General features: G+C 71.7%; 15 protein-coding genes. 11 read left to right on the top strand and 4 right to left on the bottom strand.

What is annotated here, in order from left to right; translation table 11 throughout:
• Window positions 1-463 precede the first annotated feature (463 nt).
• The 4 genes from O0S08_RS06245 (at window position 464) to O0S08_RS06230 (ending at window position 5501) form a co-directional block, all read left to right on the top strand.
• A complete protein-coding gene (locus tag O0S08_RS06245; RefSeq protein WP_269038089.1) occupies window positions 464-1183 on the top strand; it encodes a hypothetical protein in 720 nt (239 codons plus the stop codon).
• Complete coding sequence (locus O0S08_RS06240) at window positions 1174-1776, top strand: hypothetical protein (RefSeq protein ID WP_269038088.1); 603 nt, start codon at window positions 1174-1176, stop codon at window positions 1774-1776. The genes O0S08_RS06245 and O0S08_RS06240 overlap by 10 nt, the downstream gene beginning before the upstream one ends.
• A 481-nt stretch (window positions 1777-2257) precedes the next feature.
• Window positions 2258-4699 (top strand): ABC transporter permease, encoded by a 2442-nt coding sequence (locus O0S08_RS06235; RefSeq protein WP_269038087.1) that lies wholly within the window; start codon window positions 2258-2260, stop codon window positions 4697-4699.
• A 394-nt stretch (window positions 4700-5093) separates the two neighbouring features.
• Complete coding sequence (locus tag O0S08_RS06230) at window positions 5094-5501, top strand: hypothetical protein (RefSeq protein WP_269038086.1); 408 nt, start codon at window positions 5094-5096, stop codon at window positions 5499-5501.
• Window positions 5502-5528: 27 nt separating this feature from the next.
• On the opposite strand, the gene O0S08_RS06225 is transcribed toward O0S08_RS06230, so the two are convergent.
• Window positions 5529-6485 carry a helix-turn-helix transcriptional regulator gene (locus tag O0S08_RS06225; RefSeq protein WP_269038085.1) on the bottom strand — a complete coding sequence of 319 codons (957 nt, stop codon included), beginning with the start codon at window positions 6483-6485 and terminating at the stop codon, window positions 5529-5531.
• Between the two features lie 84 nt (window positions 6486-6569).
• On the opposite strand from O0S08_RS06225, the gene O0S08_RS06220 reads away from it, so the two are divergent.
• Both O0S08_RS06220 and O0S08_RS06215 read left to right on the top strand, forming a co-directional pair.
• Entirely contained in the window at window positions 6570-7010 is a 441-nt protein-coding gene (locus O0S08_RS06220; RefSeq protein WP_269038084.1) for a GFA family protein, read from the top strand.
• Window positions 7011-7194: 184 nt separating this feature from the next.
• Window positions 7195-8286, top strand: coding sequence for a hypothetical protein (locus O0S08_RS06215; RefSeq protein WP_269038083.1), 1092 nt, complete (start codon window positions 7195-7197; stop codon window positions 8284-8286).
• Between the two features lie 121 nt (window positions 8287-8407).
• On the opposite strand, the gene O0S08_RS06210 is transcribed toward O0S08_RS06215, so the two are convergent.
• Entirely contained in the window at window positions 8408-8647 is a 240-nt protein-coding gene (locus O0S08_RS06210) for a DUF6289 family protein (protein WP_269038082.1), read from the bottom strand.
• 308 nt (window positions 8648-8955) lie between these two features.
• On the opposite strand from O0S08_RS06210, the gene O0S08_RS06205 reads away from it, so the two are divergent.
• Entirely contained in the window at window positions 8956-9201 is a 246-nt protein-coding gene (locus O0S08_RS06205) for a hypothetical protein (RefSeq protein WP_269038081.1), read from the top strand.
• A 78-nt stretch (window positions 9202-9279) separates the two neighbouring features.
• Here the strand turns inward: O0S08_RS06205 and O0S08_RS06200 are convergent, their stop codons facing one another.
• Window positions 9280-10128 (bottom strand): LysR family transcriptional regulator, encoded by an 849-nt coding sequence (locus tag O0S08_RS06200; RefSeq protein WP_269038080.1) that lies wholly within the window; start codon window positions 10126-10128, stop codon window positions 9280-9282.
• Between the two features lie 91 nt (window positions 10129-10219).
• Here O0S08_RS06200 and O0S08_RS06195 point away from each other — a divergent pair, with 91 nt between their 5' ends.
• Window positions 10220-11065: an MBL fold metallo-hydrolase gene (locus O0S08_RS06195; RefSeq protein ID WP_269038079.1), complete on the top strand. Its 846-nt coding sequence runs from the start codon at window positions 10220-10222 to the stop codon at window positions 11063-11065.
• A 512-nt stretch (window positions 11066-11577) separates the two neighbouring features.
• On the opposite strand, the gene O0S08_RS06190 is transcribed toward O0S08_RS06195, so the two are convergent.
• Window positions 11578-13008, bottom strand: coding sequence for an FHA and sigma-54 interaction domain-containing protein (locus tag O0S08_RS06190; protein ID WP_269038078.1), 1431 nt, complete (start codon window positions 13006-13008; stop codon window positions 11578-11580).
• A gap of 185 nt (window positions 13009-13193) precedes the next feature.
• Here O0S08_RS06190 and O0S08_RS06185 point away from each other — a divergent pair, with 185 nt between their 5' ends.
• The 3 genes from O0S08_RS06185 to O0S08_RS06175 all read left to right on the top strand — a co-directional run bounded on the left by O0S08_RS06185 (window position 13194) and on the right by O0S08_RS06175 (window position 17925).
• Window positions 13194-14174: an ADYC domain-containing protein gene (locus O0S08_RS06185; protein ID WP_269038077.1), complete on the top strand. Its 981-nt coding sequence runs from the start codon at window positions 13194-13196 to the stop codon at window positions 14172-14174.
• A 69-nt stretch (window positions 14175-14243) separates the two neighbouring features.
• Complete coding sequence (locus O0S08_RS06180; RefSeq protein ID WP_269038076.1) at window positions 14244-15236, top strand: ADYC domain-containing protein; 993 nt, start codon at window positions 14244-14246, stop codon at window positions 15234-15236.
• Window positions 15237-15243: 7 nt separating this feature from the next.
• Complete coding sequence (locus tag O0S08_RS06175; protein ID WP_269038075.1) at window positions 15244-17925, top strand: serine/threonine-protein kinase; 2682 nt, start codon at window positions 15244-15246, stop codon at window positions 17923-17925.
• Window positions 17926-18109: the final 184 nt, after the last annotated feature.

Genomic DNA, 18109 nt, shown 5'->3' with positions numbered 1-18109 from the left:
TGCTCGCGCTCGCCTTGTCGGTGCTGGGCTTCCCGGTGCCGGCGTCGGCCGCGGTGATCGTGATCTACGGGGACGCGCAGGCGGCTCGCCCCGAGCTCGCAGAGCATTGTCTGGTGTTCCCGCGCCACAATTCGAAGTGGGCGCCGAGCAGCCTGGAGAAGATCGAAAATCACCTCAAGATCCCGCGGTTGCCGAAGAGCTGGTCCGCCACGGCACCTTGCTCCGGGGAGATGCGCGGGACGAAGTGGTACGACTGGGTCTACGACGAACAGGGGGGATCCTGTATCGTCACGAGCAGAGCGGGCTCGTCGTGGCGAGCACGCAGCGCTGGCTGTCCCGTAGCGACGTCGAAGTCCGTACGAGCTACATCGGGGACATCGTGCGTCGCTGGAGTACCGATGGAGCTGTGCGCAACGTGGTTCTCCTCTCGTGCAAACCGTGTCGTGCGTACCACCGGGCATGGGTGGCCGAGAAGCGGGAGCGAGAGGCCGCGCTGGCCCAGATCGCATGGGTGACTGCGTTGCTGGGCGTGCGGGCGGATCCCATCGAGCTGCTGGTGAGCACGTATCTGGGCCAGCCTGCGCGCCTCCATAAGGGCATCGTGTTGGAGTATCAGGGGGAGGCGTGGCACATGCGGGGGGACGAGCCGACGAGTCCCCGCCAGAAGCTCGACGACACGGTCAAGTTCTTGCTGTACGAGCATCCGCGGAAGTGCTTCCTTCGCCAGCCGAACGTCTCCGCGTGGCCGACGACGACGGGGTGGCTTGCCGCGGTGGTGGTGAGCGCTCCTCCGGGGGAGATCCCGTTCGAGCTCGAACCCACGAGTGGAGGGACGTGTGCCGCCAGCGACGGGGACGTGATCCTGCGTGAGCCCGAGCAACTCGCGGGTGTACCCACGATAGCGAAGGAGCACCAGTCGATCGCGGACCTGCTGTTGCGCTGGCCGAGGGCTCACCTGTCGGGCTTCGTCGCGGCCTTCGCGTGGCTCAGGCTTCGTCGGGGTCAGGACGGCAAGTGGAAGGAGGTCGAGCACCGACGCGAGGTACGGGTCCGGGATCCCGCGGTACTGAAGCCGGCCGTCGCGTGTCGGTCGAAGCCGGACAGCGGGACGACCTGGTCCGTCATGCTGTGTCCGGCCGACGTCACGCTCGCGGATTTCGAAGGGGCGTTTCGATGGTACTGAGTCGCGGCGGTCTCGTGGCGATGGTGGTGTTCGGCGGCTGCGCGCGGCCGCAGTACGCGGCAGCGCCTCCCGAGCCTTCGGCGCCCTGGCCGGACAGCGACGAGATGGCGCCTTTCCCGCCCCCACCCCCGCCCGAGCCTGGGGATACAACGGCTTGCAAGGACGCCGCGCCCGCGCTCAAGCTCGACGATGCGCTGGTACGCCCGGGAGATGCTTGCCCGGTGCTGCCGTCCGAAGGCGACGCGTCGTACAGGGTGGAGGGCGGGCCCACGACGTTCTGGATCCGCCTCGAGGCCCAGGCATGGGACGCGGCGTTCGTCGATTGCTCAGGGGGCACGATCACCGCCATCACCATTTATGCGCCTTCGCTCGCGCCGCCTTGTCTGGCCCCACTGCTCGACCCGCGAATGGGGGTGGCGTGGCGCGATACCGTGGCGACGGAATTCGGCTCCGAGCCAGGGGATCCCCGCGAGCCAAACGTCGTCGCTGCGTCAGCACCCCGGGGCATGCGGCTTTATGTCGTTCCGGGTCCGAACGGGAGCGTCCCGGTGCTTCGCCTCGTCCGCCCTCATCTTCCTGTGAGCGACGGCTGAGCAGCTGCCAGATGCACGGCATCGAGTCCCTCGGCGACCTGCCCTCCTGGCCGCGCGTCTGCTCGAGGACCTGCAGTCTGCCGTGGAGACTGAGTACCGGCTCGGGCGATGATCCGCGGGCGGAAGCGTAAGGTTCGGCGAGCCGCAGAGCGCCCGGGATCCCGCGGCGCGTACCGGGAGCCGCGGTCGGTCACTCCGCGCCGCACTGGGGTGTCCGGAAGTGGGACGGCTGGTGCCGGAACCGGACAGGCTGCCGGCGGCGCCGCGGCCAAGGCTGCGGGATCCTTGGCGGCACGGACATTGTATAAAATGTCCGCGGCGCGGCGAGGCGGGTCGTCCGATCTGACCCAAGGGACACACCTCGAACTGCGCCGGCGTGAACAGCGAGGGGACCGCGGAATGCCAGTCAAGCTCGAGAGCGCGCCGATCCACGGCTTCGACATTCATCCGTTCGAGGGTCGCCTGGCCACGGAGGTCCGCCATGTCCGCGCTGCTTAGGGATCTGCGCTTCGCGCTGCGCATGCTGGGCAAGAGCCCGGCCTACGCGTGTGTGGCGATCTTCACTCTGGCGGTCGCGATCGGCGCCAACACGGCGATCTTCAGCGCGATCAATCGCGTGCTCCTCAAGCCGCTGCCGTTCGCCGACGCCGACCGGCTCGTGTTCGTCTACGAGAACCATCCCGAGCTCGGTCCGATACCGCCGTCGTACCTCAACTACCTCGATTACCGCGCCGGCAACAGCTCGTTCGACGCGGTCGCGGCGTGCGCCCTGTCGACCATGACCGTGACCGGATACGGCGATCCCGAGCAGGTCCGCGTGGAGTGGTACTCCGACGACTTGATGCCGACGCTGGGCGTCGTGCCCGCGCTCGGCCGCAACTTCCTGCCCGACGAGAACGTGCCGCACGGCAAGCAGGCGGTCCTCCTGTCGCACGGCTTCTGGACGCGCCGCTTCGCCGCCGATCCGACGATCGTCGGCAGTCCGATCACACTCGACGGCAGCGACTGGACCATCGTCGGCGTGATGCCGCCCGAATTCCACTTCCTCTGGCCCAGCGACGTCGTCGCCCCGCTCGGCACGCGGGCCGACGAGCAGCACTTCCGCGATCGCTTCACGCGCACGAACCTGTTCGCGGTCGCGCGCCTGAAGGACGGCGTGACCGTCGCCGAGGCCGCGGAGGACATGAACGCGATCGGCGAGGGCCTGTCGCGCAGCTTCCCCGAGCAATACGGCCAGGTGAGACCGCTGCTCCAGTGGATGCGCGCGGAGGTCACCGATCATCACCGCGGCTGGCTGCTGATGATGATGTGCGCGGTGACCTTCGTGCTCCTGATCGCGATCGCCAACGTCGCCAACCTCATGCTCGAGCGGGCCATGCAGCGCCAGAAGGAGATGAGCGTGCGCGCGGCCCTGGGCGCCGGGCGCTGGCGGCTGATCCGCCAATTGCTGGTGGAGAGCTCGCTCGTCGCGCTGCTCAGCGGCGGGCTCGGGCTCCTGCTGGCGCTGTGGGGGGTCGACCTGCTGACCGCGGCGCTGCCGCCACACCTCGGGCTCAAGATCTTCGGGCCGATCACGGTCGACCGGACGGTGCTGACCTTCACGCTGCTGGTGGCGCTCGGCACCGGGCTCTTGTTCGGGCTGGTGCCGGCGGTCTACGCCTCGCGCCAGGACCTCGCGACAGCGATGAAGGACGGCGATCAGCGCGCGACCGCCGGCTCCCGCCACCTGCGCGGACGCAGCTCGCTGGTGGTCGGCGAGGTGGCGCTGGCGCTGATGCTGCTGGTCGCCTCCGGGTTGACGATGCGCGCCCTGGCCCGCTTGCAGGCGGTCGACATCGGCTTCGATCCGACCAATGTGCTGACCGCCCTCGTCCCGGTGCCGCCCGAGCGCGTCGCCACGTCGGGTCACCTGCAGTCGTTCGTCAGCGAGCTCCAGCGCCGCCTCGCGGCGCTCCCCGGGGTCGCTGCGGCGAGCGTTCGCATGGGCGCGCCGTTCATCGGCGGCCATCACGACAACTTCCTGCCGCTCGACGATCCGCGCTCGATCCTCGCCGGCTCGCTGGCGGTCGCGTACTTCGTCGACGTGGGCGGCATCGAGATGCTGGGGACCCGGCTGCTGGCGGGCCGCACCTTCGGCGTCGAGGACACGCCCGACGCGCCGCCGAAGCTCATCATCGACAGGGTGATGGCCGACAAGTTGTTCCCCGGCCAGGACCCCGTCGGGCAGCGGCTGCGCGACCGACTCAGCGAGCAGCAGAGCGTCGAGATCATCGGCGTCGTCGATCACGTGAAGCAGTACGGCCTCGACGACCGGGAGATCACGCCCTACCAGATGTACTACCTCTACTCGCAGATCCCCGAGAAAGGCCGGCGCTCGCTGATCTCGCAGATCTCGCTGCTGGTGCGCACGCAGGGCGAGCCCGGCGACCTCGCCCCGCAGCTCCGCGCGGTGATGGCCGCGGTCGACCCGACGCTGCCGGTCCACAGCGTCGACACCTACGAGAGGCTCATCGGCGGGACGCTCGAGTCGCCGCGGTTCGTCCTCCGCTTGCTGGCGCTGTTCGCCGGGCTCGCGCTGCTGCTGGCCGCGATCGGACTCTACGCGGTGATGGCGAACGCAGTGGCCCAGCGGACGCATGAGCTCGGCGTGCGCCTGGCCCTGGGGGCGCAGCCGCAGGGGGTGGTCGCCCTCGTGGTCCGCCAGGGCGCGCGGCTGATCGCCATCGGCCTCGTCGTCGGCATCGTCGGCGCGCTGGTGGGGACGCAGGTGCTGGCGTCGACCCTGCCCGACCTCGGCACCGCCGACCCGCTGACCTTCGCCGCGGTGACGCTGATCCTCCTGGTCGTCGGGCTGGCGGCGACCTACGTCCCCGCGCGCCGCGCCACCCGCATCGATCCGATGACGGCGCTGCGCCACGAATGAGCGGACGACTCCGAATCCACGGAGGATTGCGGGCTCAGCGGGAGATCGGCGGGACCTCGCGTCGCAGGCGCGACGAATCGCATCGACCGACCTGAATGCCGCGAATACGTCTGTGCCCGATCCCGAAACGCTCGGGGGGCGAAAGTCGCTCGCGGAGCTCCGGGTCGAGCCGGCCCGCGGATCTCCCGAGGCCGAGTCTCACGCGGCCGCGGTCGCCTCGGCGAGGGGCTCGGCCTCGCCGAAGCGACCTCGTCGAACTTTCTGCGCCCCGCGCTGCGACATCCGTCCGGGCCGCCTGTCATGTCCACAGGAGGGCGTTCGCTCGCGCGTGAGGTGCGGGCGGGACGTCGTCCGCCACCCGTCGCGCTCGCGCGACCGACCTCGAGGTTTTGCCATGTCCAGCTCCGTTGCGCTCCCCTCCCCTCGAACCATTTCTCGCTGCGCCCTCGTCCTCGGCGCCCTGTGTCTCTCGGCCTGCGTCGAGGACGAATTCGAAGATCTCGACGAGCTCGTCCTCGCCGAGGACGACGAGGAGATCGACGAGGAGCTCGTCGAGGACGCTCCACCGGCCTCGGCGCTCGTCGGCCCCGAGGATCTCCAGATCAGCGAAGATCCGTCGCTCTACTGCATCCCGCAGACGTGGAGCACCTGCGGATCGCAGCACGCATACAACTGTTGCCCGCCCGACGCCCCGTTCGGCGCCACGTGTTACTGGAGATCGTGCCATCAGTACATCCTCGACGAGAATTGCGTGGTCCACTCGACCGGGTACACCGATTACTCCGGCTGCGCCACCGGCTGAGCGGTCGCGCCGCGACGGCCCGGCGCGTCACGAAGGCTGCACGGTCGCGCCTCGCTGCAGTCGGGCCGCGATCGCCTGCAGCGGCGCGACGAGCTCCGCCGGCTCGAGGAGCGTGAACTCGAGGCCCGCGTGGACGATCAGCGCGGCCAGGGCCTCGGCCGAGTCGGCGCCGATGACGAACACCGAGCCGCTCGCGTCGGAGGACTCCCGCAGGCCGATCCAGGGCGGGACGCGCTCGGCGATCTCCTCCGGAGACGCGTGCAGGCGCACGCGTGCATGGTGGCGGTACGGCGCCACGGCGATCGATCGCGACACGTACGTCGCGATGTCCTCCGGCAGCTCGCGCGGCGAGAAGCGGGCGCCGCGGGTCAGCTTCGGCGCCACACGGTCGACGCGGAACGTCCGGAAGCTGTCGCGGCCGAGGTCCCAGGCGACCAGGTACCAGACGCGACCGGTGTGCACGAGGCGCAGCGGCTGCACCCGGCGCGCCGTCGCCTGGCCCTGCCGGTCGCCGTACTCGAAGCGCAGCTCGACCTGGTCGCGACACGCGGCGGCGATCGCCGTCAACACGCCGAGGTCGGCCGCGGTCCGCCTGTCGAGCAACGACAGGGTCACTCCCGGCAGCGCGCCGAGGCGGCGGCGCAGACGCGACGGCAGCAGCTGATCGAGCTTGGCCAGCACGCGCAGCGCGACGGCCTGCAGGTTGGCCACGGTGCCGGCGGCGGCCCCGAGCGCGACGGCCACCGCCACCGCCTCGTCGTCGTCGAGCAGCAGCGGCGGCGTCCGCGAGCCCGCGCCCAGGCGGTAGCCGCCGCCGGGGCCCGAGGACGCCTCGATCGCGTAGCCGAGCTCGCGCAGCCGATCGACGTCGCGCCGGATCGTGCGAACGTCCACCTCCAGCCGCTCGGCGAGCTCGTCACCGGGCCACTCGTGCCGGGCCTGGAGCAGGGAGAGGAGCCGCAGCACGCGCGTCGAGGCCTTCACCGCGCCAGAATAATCGAGGACCGATCCTGTCCTCAACCCCTGCTACCACTGGCGGCGCGTCGCGGACGCGAGAAAGGCAGAACGATGAGCGACACGACCAAGGAAGCGGGCCACGGGTCGAAGCGGACCTACCACGGGAGCTGCGTGTGCCGCAGGGTGCGTTTCGAGGCGGACATCGACCTCTCGCAGGGGACGGGCAAGTGCAACTGCACGAGCTGTTGGAAGCGACGCTGGTGGAGCGTCAAGGTCCAGCCGGGCGACTTCCGCGCGCTGGGCGGCGAGGAGGAGCTGAGCAAGTACCGGCCCGGCGCCGCGAGCGGCCACGGCGGGCACTGCAAGCACTGCGGCGTCACCCCGTACGGCTTCGTCGACGCCGCGGAGTGGAACGACGGCGCGTACGTCTCGGTCAACGTCGCCTGCCTCGACGACCTCGAGCCCGCCGACCTCATGGCGGCGCCGATCTTCTTCATGGACGGCCGCAACGACAACTGGTGGCACCCGCCCGCGGAGACGCGCCACCTGTGAGAGCGCGACGCGACGCGGCGGCCTGTCCTTCGGGACATGCCCGTCGGGCGGCCGCGAGCCCGCGAGCTCGGCGACCGACCTGGCCTCCGGGACAGGACCGTCCGGAAAAGCACGCCCTCGCCTCGCCTCGCGCTCGCCGGCGGGCTTGACAGCGCCCCCTCGATGCCGTGTCCTCGCCGCGCCCATGGCGAAGCACTCCGACGACGTGTTCGAGCAGGTCCTCCAGCTACTCGGCCGACGCTCCGACGACCCCGAGGTCCTCGCCTTCCACGCGGCGCGCGGCCTGAAGCCGCCGCCCACCGTGACGAAGACCGGCATGCTCCACGACGTCCGCGACCGAGAGGCGGGTTTCACCCTGAATTACCAGGCGGAGCTGCGGCTCCCCGGGTTTTATCCGCCGCACAAGGAGAACGGCAAGTACGTCGCCTATCTCTGGTCGGCCGACTTCGGCCCGAACTACGCGGGGAGCATCGCGGGTGAGCTCGACGTCTCGCTGCCCGAGAAGGACGCGGAGGCGCTGGCGAAGCGGGTGAAGGACGGCACGTGGAGCACGCCGATGTACCGCGGCCACGTCGTGCGGCGCGAGGGCGGGCGCGAGGTCACCTTCGTCTACGACGCCGACGACGACACCTTCGCCGAGGTGCGACTCGGGCTCGAGCAGCTCGACGAGGACGACCCTGCGCTCGCGAAGGCCGCGCAGGACGCGAAGGCGAGCGAACCTCCCCGGCCGCCCCGCCAGCTCCCGCAGCGCCCCGGCGAGGCGCCCGCGAACGAGCCGCTGCCCGCGCCGCTCGCGGCCCTCCACGCGCTGCAGGACAGCGACGGCCTCGGCGACATCGACTTCGAGATGCTCGCCGAGCTCGAGACCGGCGGGCCCTCGGCGTGGACCGGCAACCCCGCGGCGGAGCACGAGTTCCGCGTGTTCGCGCAGGACGGCTCGGGGGGCCTGGTCGCGTTCTGGCTCGTCCACCACGAGGACGGAGTGACGCGACCGCTGACAGATCAGCCGGTCGTGTTCCTCGGCTCGGAGGGCGAGGTCGGCGCGGTCGCCACAGATCTCGCAGACTTCCTGCACCTGCTGGCGGCCGGGATCGGTCCGTACGAGGTCGTCGAGTACGGACAGACCGAGGGCGAGGCGCCGCAGCCGGCGATCGCCGAGCTGGCGCGCAAGTTCTTCCCCGACCGCGGCGAGCGCGACGCGACGACGATCATCACCGAGGCCCAACGTGACTACGGAGACCTCGGCGACCACCTCGCGGCGCTGCAGCCGTCCTGAACCGCCACCGGCCGAGCTCTGCAGCCACCGCCGGCTCGCGGCGCTGCAGTCGTCCTGAGCCGCCGAACCCGCCGCAGGCCGAGCTCTGCAGTGGTTCGGCGAGGTCCGCGAAGTCGACGCCTCACCCGTTGGGCGGAGGCGGATAACAGATGAAGCAGGCGCCGCACTGCGAATACTGGGTCTTGCTGCCCCAGGCGACCTTGTTGTTGCAACAATCGTAGCCGTACTGGCCCACGACCGAGGAGTGGGCGGCGTCGCTGTAGTAGGTGCAGTTGCTCGCCGCATCCGCCGAGGGAGCGGAGAGCAGCGCGCCCGCGGCGAAGGTGGCCAGGAAGAGGACGATGAGTCCAGCTTTGTTCATGGGATCGCTCCTTTTTACGCATGCCGGACCCCGTGTCCGACTCATTCATCTTACCGCAATTTAATAAAAGGCGCTCGCGTGATGATGGGTTCGCCACACCCCAAATGTGGCCACCCTCGGGGGCTTGCGTTGGCACGTGCGGCGACCCCGAACGGGCCTCCCCCCTGCGCTTGCAGCGAGCTGGCACGCGCTGACCCGCGAACGCACGACACTTCGGCGATCTCGCGCCGTCGCTCGCCGAAGTGCGCACGATCGGCCACCACTCGTGATTCCTGCAACACCGGGTGAGGTCGCCTGCGGTTTGCGCCGTGCACGCTCACGTCGCTGCCGATGATTCCTGCGGCATCGGTGAGCTTGCCCGCGATTTGCCATCGCCGGGCACACTCACGCCGCCGCTCGAGATTCCCGCCAAACCGGCGAAGTTGCCCCCGGCGTCGCTCGCCGTGCACGCTCATGCGCAGCTCGTGATTCCTGCGACGCCGGGTGAGGTTGCCCGAGGTCTGCGCTCGCCGGGCGCGCTCACCTGCCTTTCACAGGTCTTGATATTCGGGTGATTGCGGGCGCGAAGGGCGTACGGGCATATCTCATTAAAAAAGAATGTCTGGTCCCGCCTTTTGCGCCGCGCACACTCGTCAGCGCAGCACCTCCGCGAGCCAGCCGAGCAGCGCCCGCACGCGGGGCACTCGCTGCTTCGAGCGGTGCACGACCATCCACAGGTCGCGGGGCGGCACGCCGTCGTCGCCGGCCGCGCCGATCTGCCACGACGCGACCTCGACGAGCGCGTGCAGCCGGGCCGCGAAGCTGCGCGGCAGGATCGCCACCCCGAGCCCGGCCTCGACCGCGCGCCCGAGCGCCTCGAAGTCCTCGACGAGCAGGCGCGGCGGCCGGTCGGCGAACGCCCGGTCGGCGTGGCGCTGCTCGGGGATCTCCGCCAGCGAGCCGGCGAGGCCGAGCCACGGCACCGCGGGGTCGAGCGCGAGCGACTCGGCGGCGAAGTACGCGTAGGTCTCGGTCCGCAGCCGGCGGGCGACCAGCTCGCCGCGCTGCGGGCGGACCATGCGGAGCGCCACGTCGGCCTCGCCCGCCGCCAGGCTGCTGACCCGGTTCGTCGCCAGCACGCGCAGGCGCAGCCGCGGGTGCGCGCGGTAGAACTCCGGCAGCCGCGGCGCCAGGCTCCACCGCAGCAGCTCGCCCACAGTGCTCAGAGTGACCTCGCCGTGCAGCTCCGGCGTGTCCTCCAGCGCGGCCCGGGCCGCCAGCGCGGCGTCGACCATCGGCAGCATCGCCGCCAACAAGGCCGTCCCCCGCTCGGTCAGCCGCAGCGGCGCCTCGCGCAGCACCAGCGGCGAACCGGCCGTCTCCTCCAGCCGCGCCAGCTGGCGGCTGACGGTCGACTGGCTGACGCCCAGCGCCTTCGCGGCGGCGGTCAGGCTCCCGAGGCGCGCCAGGGCCTCGAACGTGCGCAGCAGCTCCCAGTCCATCGGACCTCCATGCTAAAACGGATGGCTGGCATGCGAATCTAGCAGTTTCCATCCGCCGGTGCACCGCCTAGCTTGCCGGCGGGACACGCCGATGAAATACCGCCACCTGCGCAACGCCACCGCCCTCCTCACGCTCGGCGAGCACCGCTTGCTCGTCGACCCGATGCTCGCCGACGCGGGCGCGCTGCCCGGCTTCAAGCTGTTCGGGGCCGGCCGGCGGAGAAACCCGCTCGTCCCGCTGCCGGCCGGCGCGCCTGCCTGGCTCGACGCGGCCACCGGCGTGCTCGTCACGCACGAGCACCCGGACCACCTCGACGCCGCCGCGCTGCGGTGGATCCGCGCCCGCGGCCTGCCGGTGTGGAGCAGCCACGTCGACGCCGCCAGCCTGCGGCGCAAGGGGCTCGCCGTGCGCGAGGTCCACGACGGCTCGCTCGGCCTCGACGTCGAGGTCGTCCCGGCCCGGCACGGCCACGGGTGGTTCGCCTGGCTGATGGGCCCGGTGTCCGGCTATTACCTCGCGCACCCCGACGAGCCGAGCGTGTACCTGACGTCGGACGCGGTCCTCGCCGACGCGGTCCTCGAGGCCGTCGACCGCCTGCAACCCGACGTCGTCGTCGCCCCCGCCGGCGCCGCCGACATGGGCGTCGGCGGCCGGATCTTGTTCTCGGTCGACGAGCTCGTCGCCCTGGTCCGCCGCGCGCCCGGACGCGTCGTGCTCAACCACCTCGAGGCCCTCGACCACTGCCCCACCACCCGCGCCGACCTCCGCGAGCGGCTGCGCGCCGAGGGCCTGCAGGGGAAGGTCGACATCCCCGAGGACGGCGAGGAGCTGCAGTTCACGCGCCCCGACGACCACGCCCGCCCCCATCCGCGCGTCGGCCCCGGCCCCCGCCCGGGCCTGCAGAAATGGCTCACCGCGCGCATGGCCGCGACTTGAGCCGAGCTCGCAAGGATGACCGTAAGGACATGTCCTTACAAACACATATCTCATTCATCACGCGCCGCCGCGTAGCCACGGACAACTCGGCCCAGGACGATGGGCCCTTCGTTCCCGGCGATTTCTACGTCCTCCAAAGTGGCGGGCGGCGCGGCTCGCTTCGAGAGCGGGACCGGGAGGCGGGGTGTGAACCTCGTGTCGGGCACGGTCGTGTGGAGGACCCCCACGAATTCGAACACCACGATCACGCAGCTCCTGTCGACGCCGCCGTATTCCCTGCGACCTGACGGCGGCCGCGACGGATCGACCTCGCGACGTGCACCGCGAGCGCGGCGCCCGCTGCGTTCGAGCGGTGACCGCCCTCGACTGTCGTGATGGGCCGGCGGCCGGGAACGATCCCGCGAATCGTGGTACCGACATCGCAGCGGGAGCGGCGAGCGCCGAGCGGCCTCGCCCGGCGGTCGAGGCCGATCGTCGCTGCCGATCGCAGCGAGCCGACACATTATTGATCCTTACCCCTCGGGGTCGCGTCCGGGCAGGGCGATCGAGTACATGCCGAGCCAGCGGGTGATCTGCTTGCGCTCGCACTCGTAGTGCTTCGCGGTCGCGCGGATGCTCCAGGCGTTGGCTTCGAGGGTGGCGATCAGCGCCTCGCGGCTCGGGCGCGGACGCGGCGCTCGCGGGATGGTGCGGGCCGGCGGCGTGTCGCCGGACACCGCGGCGGGCGCGACCGGGGCGGCCGCCGGACCTGCCCCGAAGGACAGGAGGCGCGCCGACCAGTCGTCGGGCTCGACCTCCCCGCCGGCCGCGCCGTAGGCGTGCACGAACCGCTGCAGGCCGCGCAGGTTGTCGGGCCACGGCTGCAGCAGCAGGGCCTCGGCGAGGGCGACCGGGAGCTCGAGCGGCGGCGGCTCGGCGCGGCTGCGCGGGGCGTGCCAGGCGCGGTGGAGGCGATCGACCCACGCGAGCAGGTCGGCCCGGCGGGCGCGCAGCGGCGGCGCGTGGATCTCCCACAGCGCCAGGCGGGCGTACAGGTCGCGGCGGAACTTGCCCTGCTCGACCTCGGCGGCCAGCGAGCGGTTGGTGGCGGCGATCAGGCGCACGTCGACGCGGTGGCTCTGGGTGCTGCCGACGGCCACGACCTCGCCGAGCTCGACGGCGCGCAGCAGCTTGGGCTGGAGGTCGAGCGGCAGCTCGCCGAGCTCGTCGAGGAAGAGGGTGCCGCCGGAGGCCGCGCGGAACATGCCGGGCTGCTCCCCGGTCGCGCCGGTGAAGGCGCCGCGGGTGTGGCCGAACAGCTGGCTCTCGACGAGCTGCGGGCTGAGGGCCGCGCAGTTGACGGCGACCAGCGGGCCGCGGCGGCCGCTGAGGCGGTGCAGCTCGCCGGCGATCCGCTCCTTGCCGACGCCGGTCTCGCCGAGGATCAGCGCGGGCGCCAGGTCGGGCGCGGCGCGGGCGATGGCCACACGCAGCTTGCGGGCCGCCAGCGACTCGCCGGGGACCGCCTCGCACGACACCTGCGGCGCGTCGCGCAGGTCGGCGTCGCGCCGCTCGTACACCGCCAGGACGTCGCCGAAGCGCAGCACCGCCTGGTCCTCGAGGTAGACCGGCAGGGCGTTCACGGAGCGGCCGTCGACCCACGTGCCGTTGCGGCTGCCGAGGTCGGCGACCGTGTGGCAGCCGGCCACCGGGTCCCAGCACAGCGTCGCGTGCCGGCGCGACACAGTCTTGTGGGCCGCGACGAGCTGGCCGGCGTCGCGCTGGCGACCGAGCACCACGGGGGCCTCGCCGAGCACCTGCGCCTCGCCGAGGCCGCGCGGGTGGACCAGGACGAGCCGGGCGATGCGCGGGACCGCGCAAGTCCGCGCGGAGCGCTCGGTGGAAGCGGTCTCCTCGGCAGACCGCTGCTCGAACGGCGTCTTTTCGAACTTGCGCTGGCCCATGGGGCCGGTCGATGGTGTCCCATGCGGCCGCACGACGGCAAGCCGAGAAAGCGCTGGTGATATCGCGCGTGGGCCTCGGCGATCCTTGGGAAAACTCGCGGCATGTCAGTTGCTGAGGGAGCGACCACACAGCTACACGGCGGTGCATCTCGGCCGCCTCTTAGCCCTTCTTGGAGTTTCACATCATGTCCGCCGATTTTGCTCCCGTCCTGCCCCTCTCCGTCGCTCTCTTCGCCGTGCTCGCCGCCGCCTGCGCGCCCGACACGGAGGAGCAGATGTTCCGCGACACCGGCCAGCCGACCTTCAACTCGCCCGAGATCGACGACGCGCCGTTCCCCGAGCTGTCGCTCTCGGGCGTGCCGAACTCCGCCGGCGTGAGCCTGGTCGGCCTGCGCGGCCCGGGCAACGTGATCCATCCGCTCAGGACCAACGGCCGCGACGAGTTGGTCGTCTACGACGAGGACGAGACCACCATCCTCTACCACGGCGCCGATCTCAACGGCTGGGAGCTCGTGCTCGAGAAGGACGGCGTCCAGGTGTCGGGCTGGATCTCCAACTACAACGGCAACGCCCCGGCGTGGAACGACGAGGGCCGGCCGCTCACCACCTACGTGATCTGGTTCCTCGAACCCGGCACCAACATCACCAAGAACGTGTGCCCGGAGACCGTGGATTGGCCGACCGCGCCGGTCGTGACGCTCATCGTCGGCGAGACCTACGATCGGGTGGGCAAGCAGGTCGACCTGATCGACGGCGACTGGGTGACCTTCGCCTGCTCCGGGCAGGCCGCCTACAAGACCAAGGCCCTCGGCTACGAGCAGGGCGAGCCGTTCGGCGACACGATGGTCCCGGCCACGCGCGACCAGCAGACCGCGACGCTGAAGATGATCACCGCCGACTACTGCGGCACCGGCCACAGCTTCACGGCGCAAGGTAAGGCGATCCAGTGGGCGAACACGGCGGGGACGGTCACGATCCCGTTCGGCACCGTGCTCGGCAACTTCGAGGCGGTGTGGGACCACAACGGAGCGATCTGCATCGACATTCCGCGCCTCGCCTCACGCGCCGAGATCGAGGCCGAATGCCCCGGCCAAATCCCTGATTGCGCCGACATCGACTGGGAGAACACGCCCCACGAATGGGTCACCTGGACGCCCCTCCAGTGATTCGCGCATGACCGGCGACGACGGCCTGGCCTCCCGGCCCCCTCTTGAACCTTCTTGGAGTTTCACATCATGTCCGCCAATTTTGCTCCCGCCCTGCCCCTCTCCATCGCTCTCTTCGCCGTGCTCGCGGCCGCGTGCGCGCCCGACACGGAGGAGCAGATGTTCCGCGACACCGGCCAGCCGACCTTCAACTCGCCCGAGATCGACGACGCACCGTTCCCCGAGCTGTCGCTGTCCGGCCAGCCGAACTCCGCCGGCGTGACCCTGGTCGGCCTGCGCGACCCGGGCAACGTGATCCATCCGCTCCGGACCAACGGCCGCGACGAGATCGTCGTCTACGACGCGAGCGAGACCACCATCCTCTACCGCGGCGCCAATCTCGTCGGCTGGGACCTCGTGCTCGAGAAGGACGGGGACGAGCTGTCGGGTACGATCACCCACTACAACGGCGACGCCCCCGCGTGGAGCGACGAGGGCCGACCGCTCACCACCTACGTGATCAAGTTCGAAGGCGACGAGCCCGGCAACTTCAAGAACGTGTGCCCCGACGTCATGGGCAGCCCGGACGCGCCGGTCGTGACGCTCATCGTCGGTGAGACCTACGACCGGGTGCTCAAGAAGGTCGACCTGATCGACGGCGACTGGGTGACCTTTGCCTGCTCCGGGCAGGCCGCCTACAAGGCCAAGGCCCTCGGCTACGAGCAGGGCGAGTTCTTCGCCGACACCATGGCCCCGGCCACGCGCGCGCAGCAGGACGCGACCCTGAAGATGATCACCGCCGACTTCTGCGGCACCGGCGACAGCTTCACGGAGGAGAACACGCCGATCCGCTGGGAGAACACGGCGGGGACGGTCACGCTCCCGCAGCCGGGCGAACCAGGCTACGTGCCCACCATCCTCGAGGCGGTGTGGAACGATGAACGCGCGCTCTGCCTCTCGAACCCGCGTAGAGGAGACCTCGGAAAGGTCGAGGCCATATGCCCCAACCTCCTCCCCCACTGCGACGATATCGATTGGGCGACCGAGCCGCACGAGTGGGTCTCCTACAAGCCCGTCCAGTGATGCGCGCATGACCGGCGATGACGGCCTGGCCTCGACGACCGGCTCACGGGCGTCGAACAGCGACGAGGTGACGGCGGACCCGTCGCCCGCGCGCGGCGCCGCGGCGCGCTCGCTGCCGGCCCGGCTCGGCCGCTACCACGTGCTGGGCCAGCTCGGCGAGGGCGGCATGGGGGTCGTGTACGCGGCCTACGATCCCGACCTCGATCGCAAGGTCGCGCTCAAGCTGCTGCGCGCCGACGGCCACTCCGCCAGCCCCGGCCGCCTGCTGCGCGAGGCCCACGCCCTGGCCCGACTGTCACACCCCAACGTGGTGCAGATCCACGACACCGGGGCGATCGACGGCCGGATCTTCATCGCCATGGAGCTGGTCCGCGGCGTCGACCTGCGCACCTGGCTGGCGCAGCCGCGGACGCCGGCCGAGGTGCTGCGGGTGTTCCTCGACGCCGGGCGCGGCCTGGCCGCGGCGCACGAGGCCGGCTTCGTCCACCGCGACTTCAAGCCCGACAACGTGCTGGTCGGCGTCGACGGGCGGGCGCGGGTGGCCGACTTCGGCCTGGTGCGCCAGCACGACGAGCCGGAGGCCCCGGCCGCGGTCGAACCCGATCGCGGGACGCTGTCGCGCTCGCTGACCATGACCGGCGCGCTGCTCGGCACGCCCGCGTACATGTCGCCCGAGCAGCACCGCGGCGGCACTGCCGACGCGCGCAGCGATCAGTTCAGCTTCTGCATGGCGCTGTGGGAGGCGCTGCACGGTCAGCGGCCGTTCGCGGGCGACAGCGCGGCGGCGATCGTCGCGGCGATGCAGGCCGGGCAGCTGCGGCCGGCGCGAGGCCCCGGCGTGCCCGGCGAGCTGACGCGGATCCTCGCGCGCGGCCTGGCCCACGACCCGGAGCGCCGCTACCCGAACATGCCGGCGCTGCTCGCCGCGCTGGCGGTCGATCGCGGGCGCAAGCGGCGGCGCTGGCTCGCGGGCCTGGCCGCCGGCGGCCTGCTCGCGGGCCTCGTCGCGGCGCTGACGAGCGGCCCCGAGCCGTGCAGCGGCGGTCACGAGGCCCTGGCCGGCGCGTGGAACCCGGAGCGCCGCGAGGCCGTGGCGGCCGCGCTCGCGGGGGCGAGGCGCGACGCGTCGGCGCGGGCGCTCGCGGGCCTCGACGCCTACGCCGGCGCGTGGCTGGTCGGCCACCGCGACGCTTGCCTCGATCACCGCCGCGGCGAGCAGTCGAGCGCGCTGCTCGACGCGCGCATGCGCTGCCTCGACCGCCGGCGCGAGACGCTGGCCGCGGCGGCGCGCCTGCTGGCGGGCGAGGCCGGGGACGACGCCGAGCCGGACGTCGCCCCGCTGGTGGCCGGCCTGCCGCCGATCTCCGCCTGCGCCGAGCAGGCCGTGGTGCTCGGCGAGGCCAGGGTCCCCGAGGACCCGGCGCTGGCCGGCGCGGTCGCGGCGATCGACGCGGGGATGATCGAGGCGCGCGTGCGCCACGACGCCGGCGACCTCGACGGCGCACTGGTCAGGGCCGACGAGGCGGTCCGCCGGGCCCGCCTCGCCCGCTTCGAGCCGCTGCTCGCCGAGGCGCTGCTGGTCCAGGCGCGGGTCCTGTTCAGCCGCACGCGCTGGAGCGCGGCCCGGCCGGTCCTGGTCGAGGCGTTGACGCGGGCCGTCGAGGCGCGGCGCGACGACCTGGCCGCCGAGGCGATCGCTCGCCTGCTCTACCTCGACGGGGCCCAGAGCGACCGCACCGCGGAGGCGCTGCGCCTGGCGCCGCTGGCCCTCGCCATGGCCGGGCGCGCCCCCGAGCCGCACCTGGCCCGCGGCCTGGCGAACAACAACATCGGCGTGGTGCAGCTGGTCGCGCGCGACCGCCAGGGCGCGGCGGCGTCGATGCGGCGCGCGGTCGAGGAGATGCTGGCGGCGCCGCACGCCGACCCGATCGAGCTCGCCAACGCGATGTACAACGCCGCGGTGACGACCGCGGAAGGCGAGGTCCGCCGCGCCGGCCTGGCCCGCGCCAACGCGCTGCTGGCCACGCACCTCGGGCCGCGTCACCCGGTCACGCTCGACCACCGGGCGGTGGCGGCCCGCTTCGAGCCGGAGCTGCGCGCTGCCGTCGCCACGCTGGTCGAGGTGTGCCCGGAGTACCTGGCGGTCGCCGGCGGCGCGTCGTCCAGCTGCGGGTTCTGCTTCCAGAACCTGGCCTACCTGCAGCTGTTCGGCGGCGAACCGGCCGAAGCCCTCGCCAGCGCCGGGCGGGTGCCGGCCTGCGCGTCCGATGCCGGCTCCGGCGGGCAGGAGGCCTACCAGCGGGCCAAGGCGCGGGCGTTCGTCGCGGCCCACACCGGCCGCCCCGCCGCCGCGCTGGTCGAGGTGGAGCAGGCGCGCACGTGGACCGACGGCCTGCGCGGCGCGACGTGGATCGCCGGCGAGGTGGCCGAGCTCGAGCTGCTCCACGGCCGAGCGCTGCTGCTGCTGGATCGCCCCGCCGAGGCCGCGGAGGCGCTCGAGCGGGCCAGCTCGGGGTTCGCGGACGCGGCCGGCGGGACGGAGCTGCTCCCGTCGCTGTGGCTGGCAGAGGCGCAGACGCTGCTCGCGCGGGCGCTGCTGGCCCGGACGCCGCCGGACCGCGAGAAAGCGGCGACGCTGCAGGCCGCCGCCGCTGCGACGCGGGAAATGCTGGGAGCGGACGCGCCGTGACGAGGGCGAGCGGCCACGGGCGCTCGTATCCGTCGAGCGATCGGACATGACCTCGAAGCAATGTCAAAAACACATGTTCCAAAGAACATTCTATAATCAATGATGACCCGACCCATGTCCTTCTGTAACTATTTACGATGAATGTCCCAAAGACACGTCCAAATAGAGATCTATCGATGATCCA

It is taken from the genome of Nannocystis punicea, from assembly GCF_026965555.1.
Classification (GTDB): Bacteria; Myxococcota_A; Polyangia; order Nannocystales; family Nannocystaceae; genus Nannocystis; species Nannocystis punicea.
The sequence above is the reverse complement of the archived record's forward strand: the minus strand, read 5'-3'. Positions and strand labels throughout refer to the sequence as shown.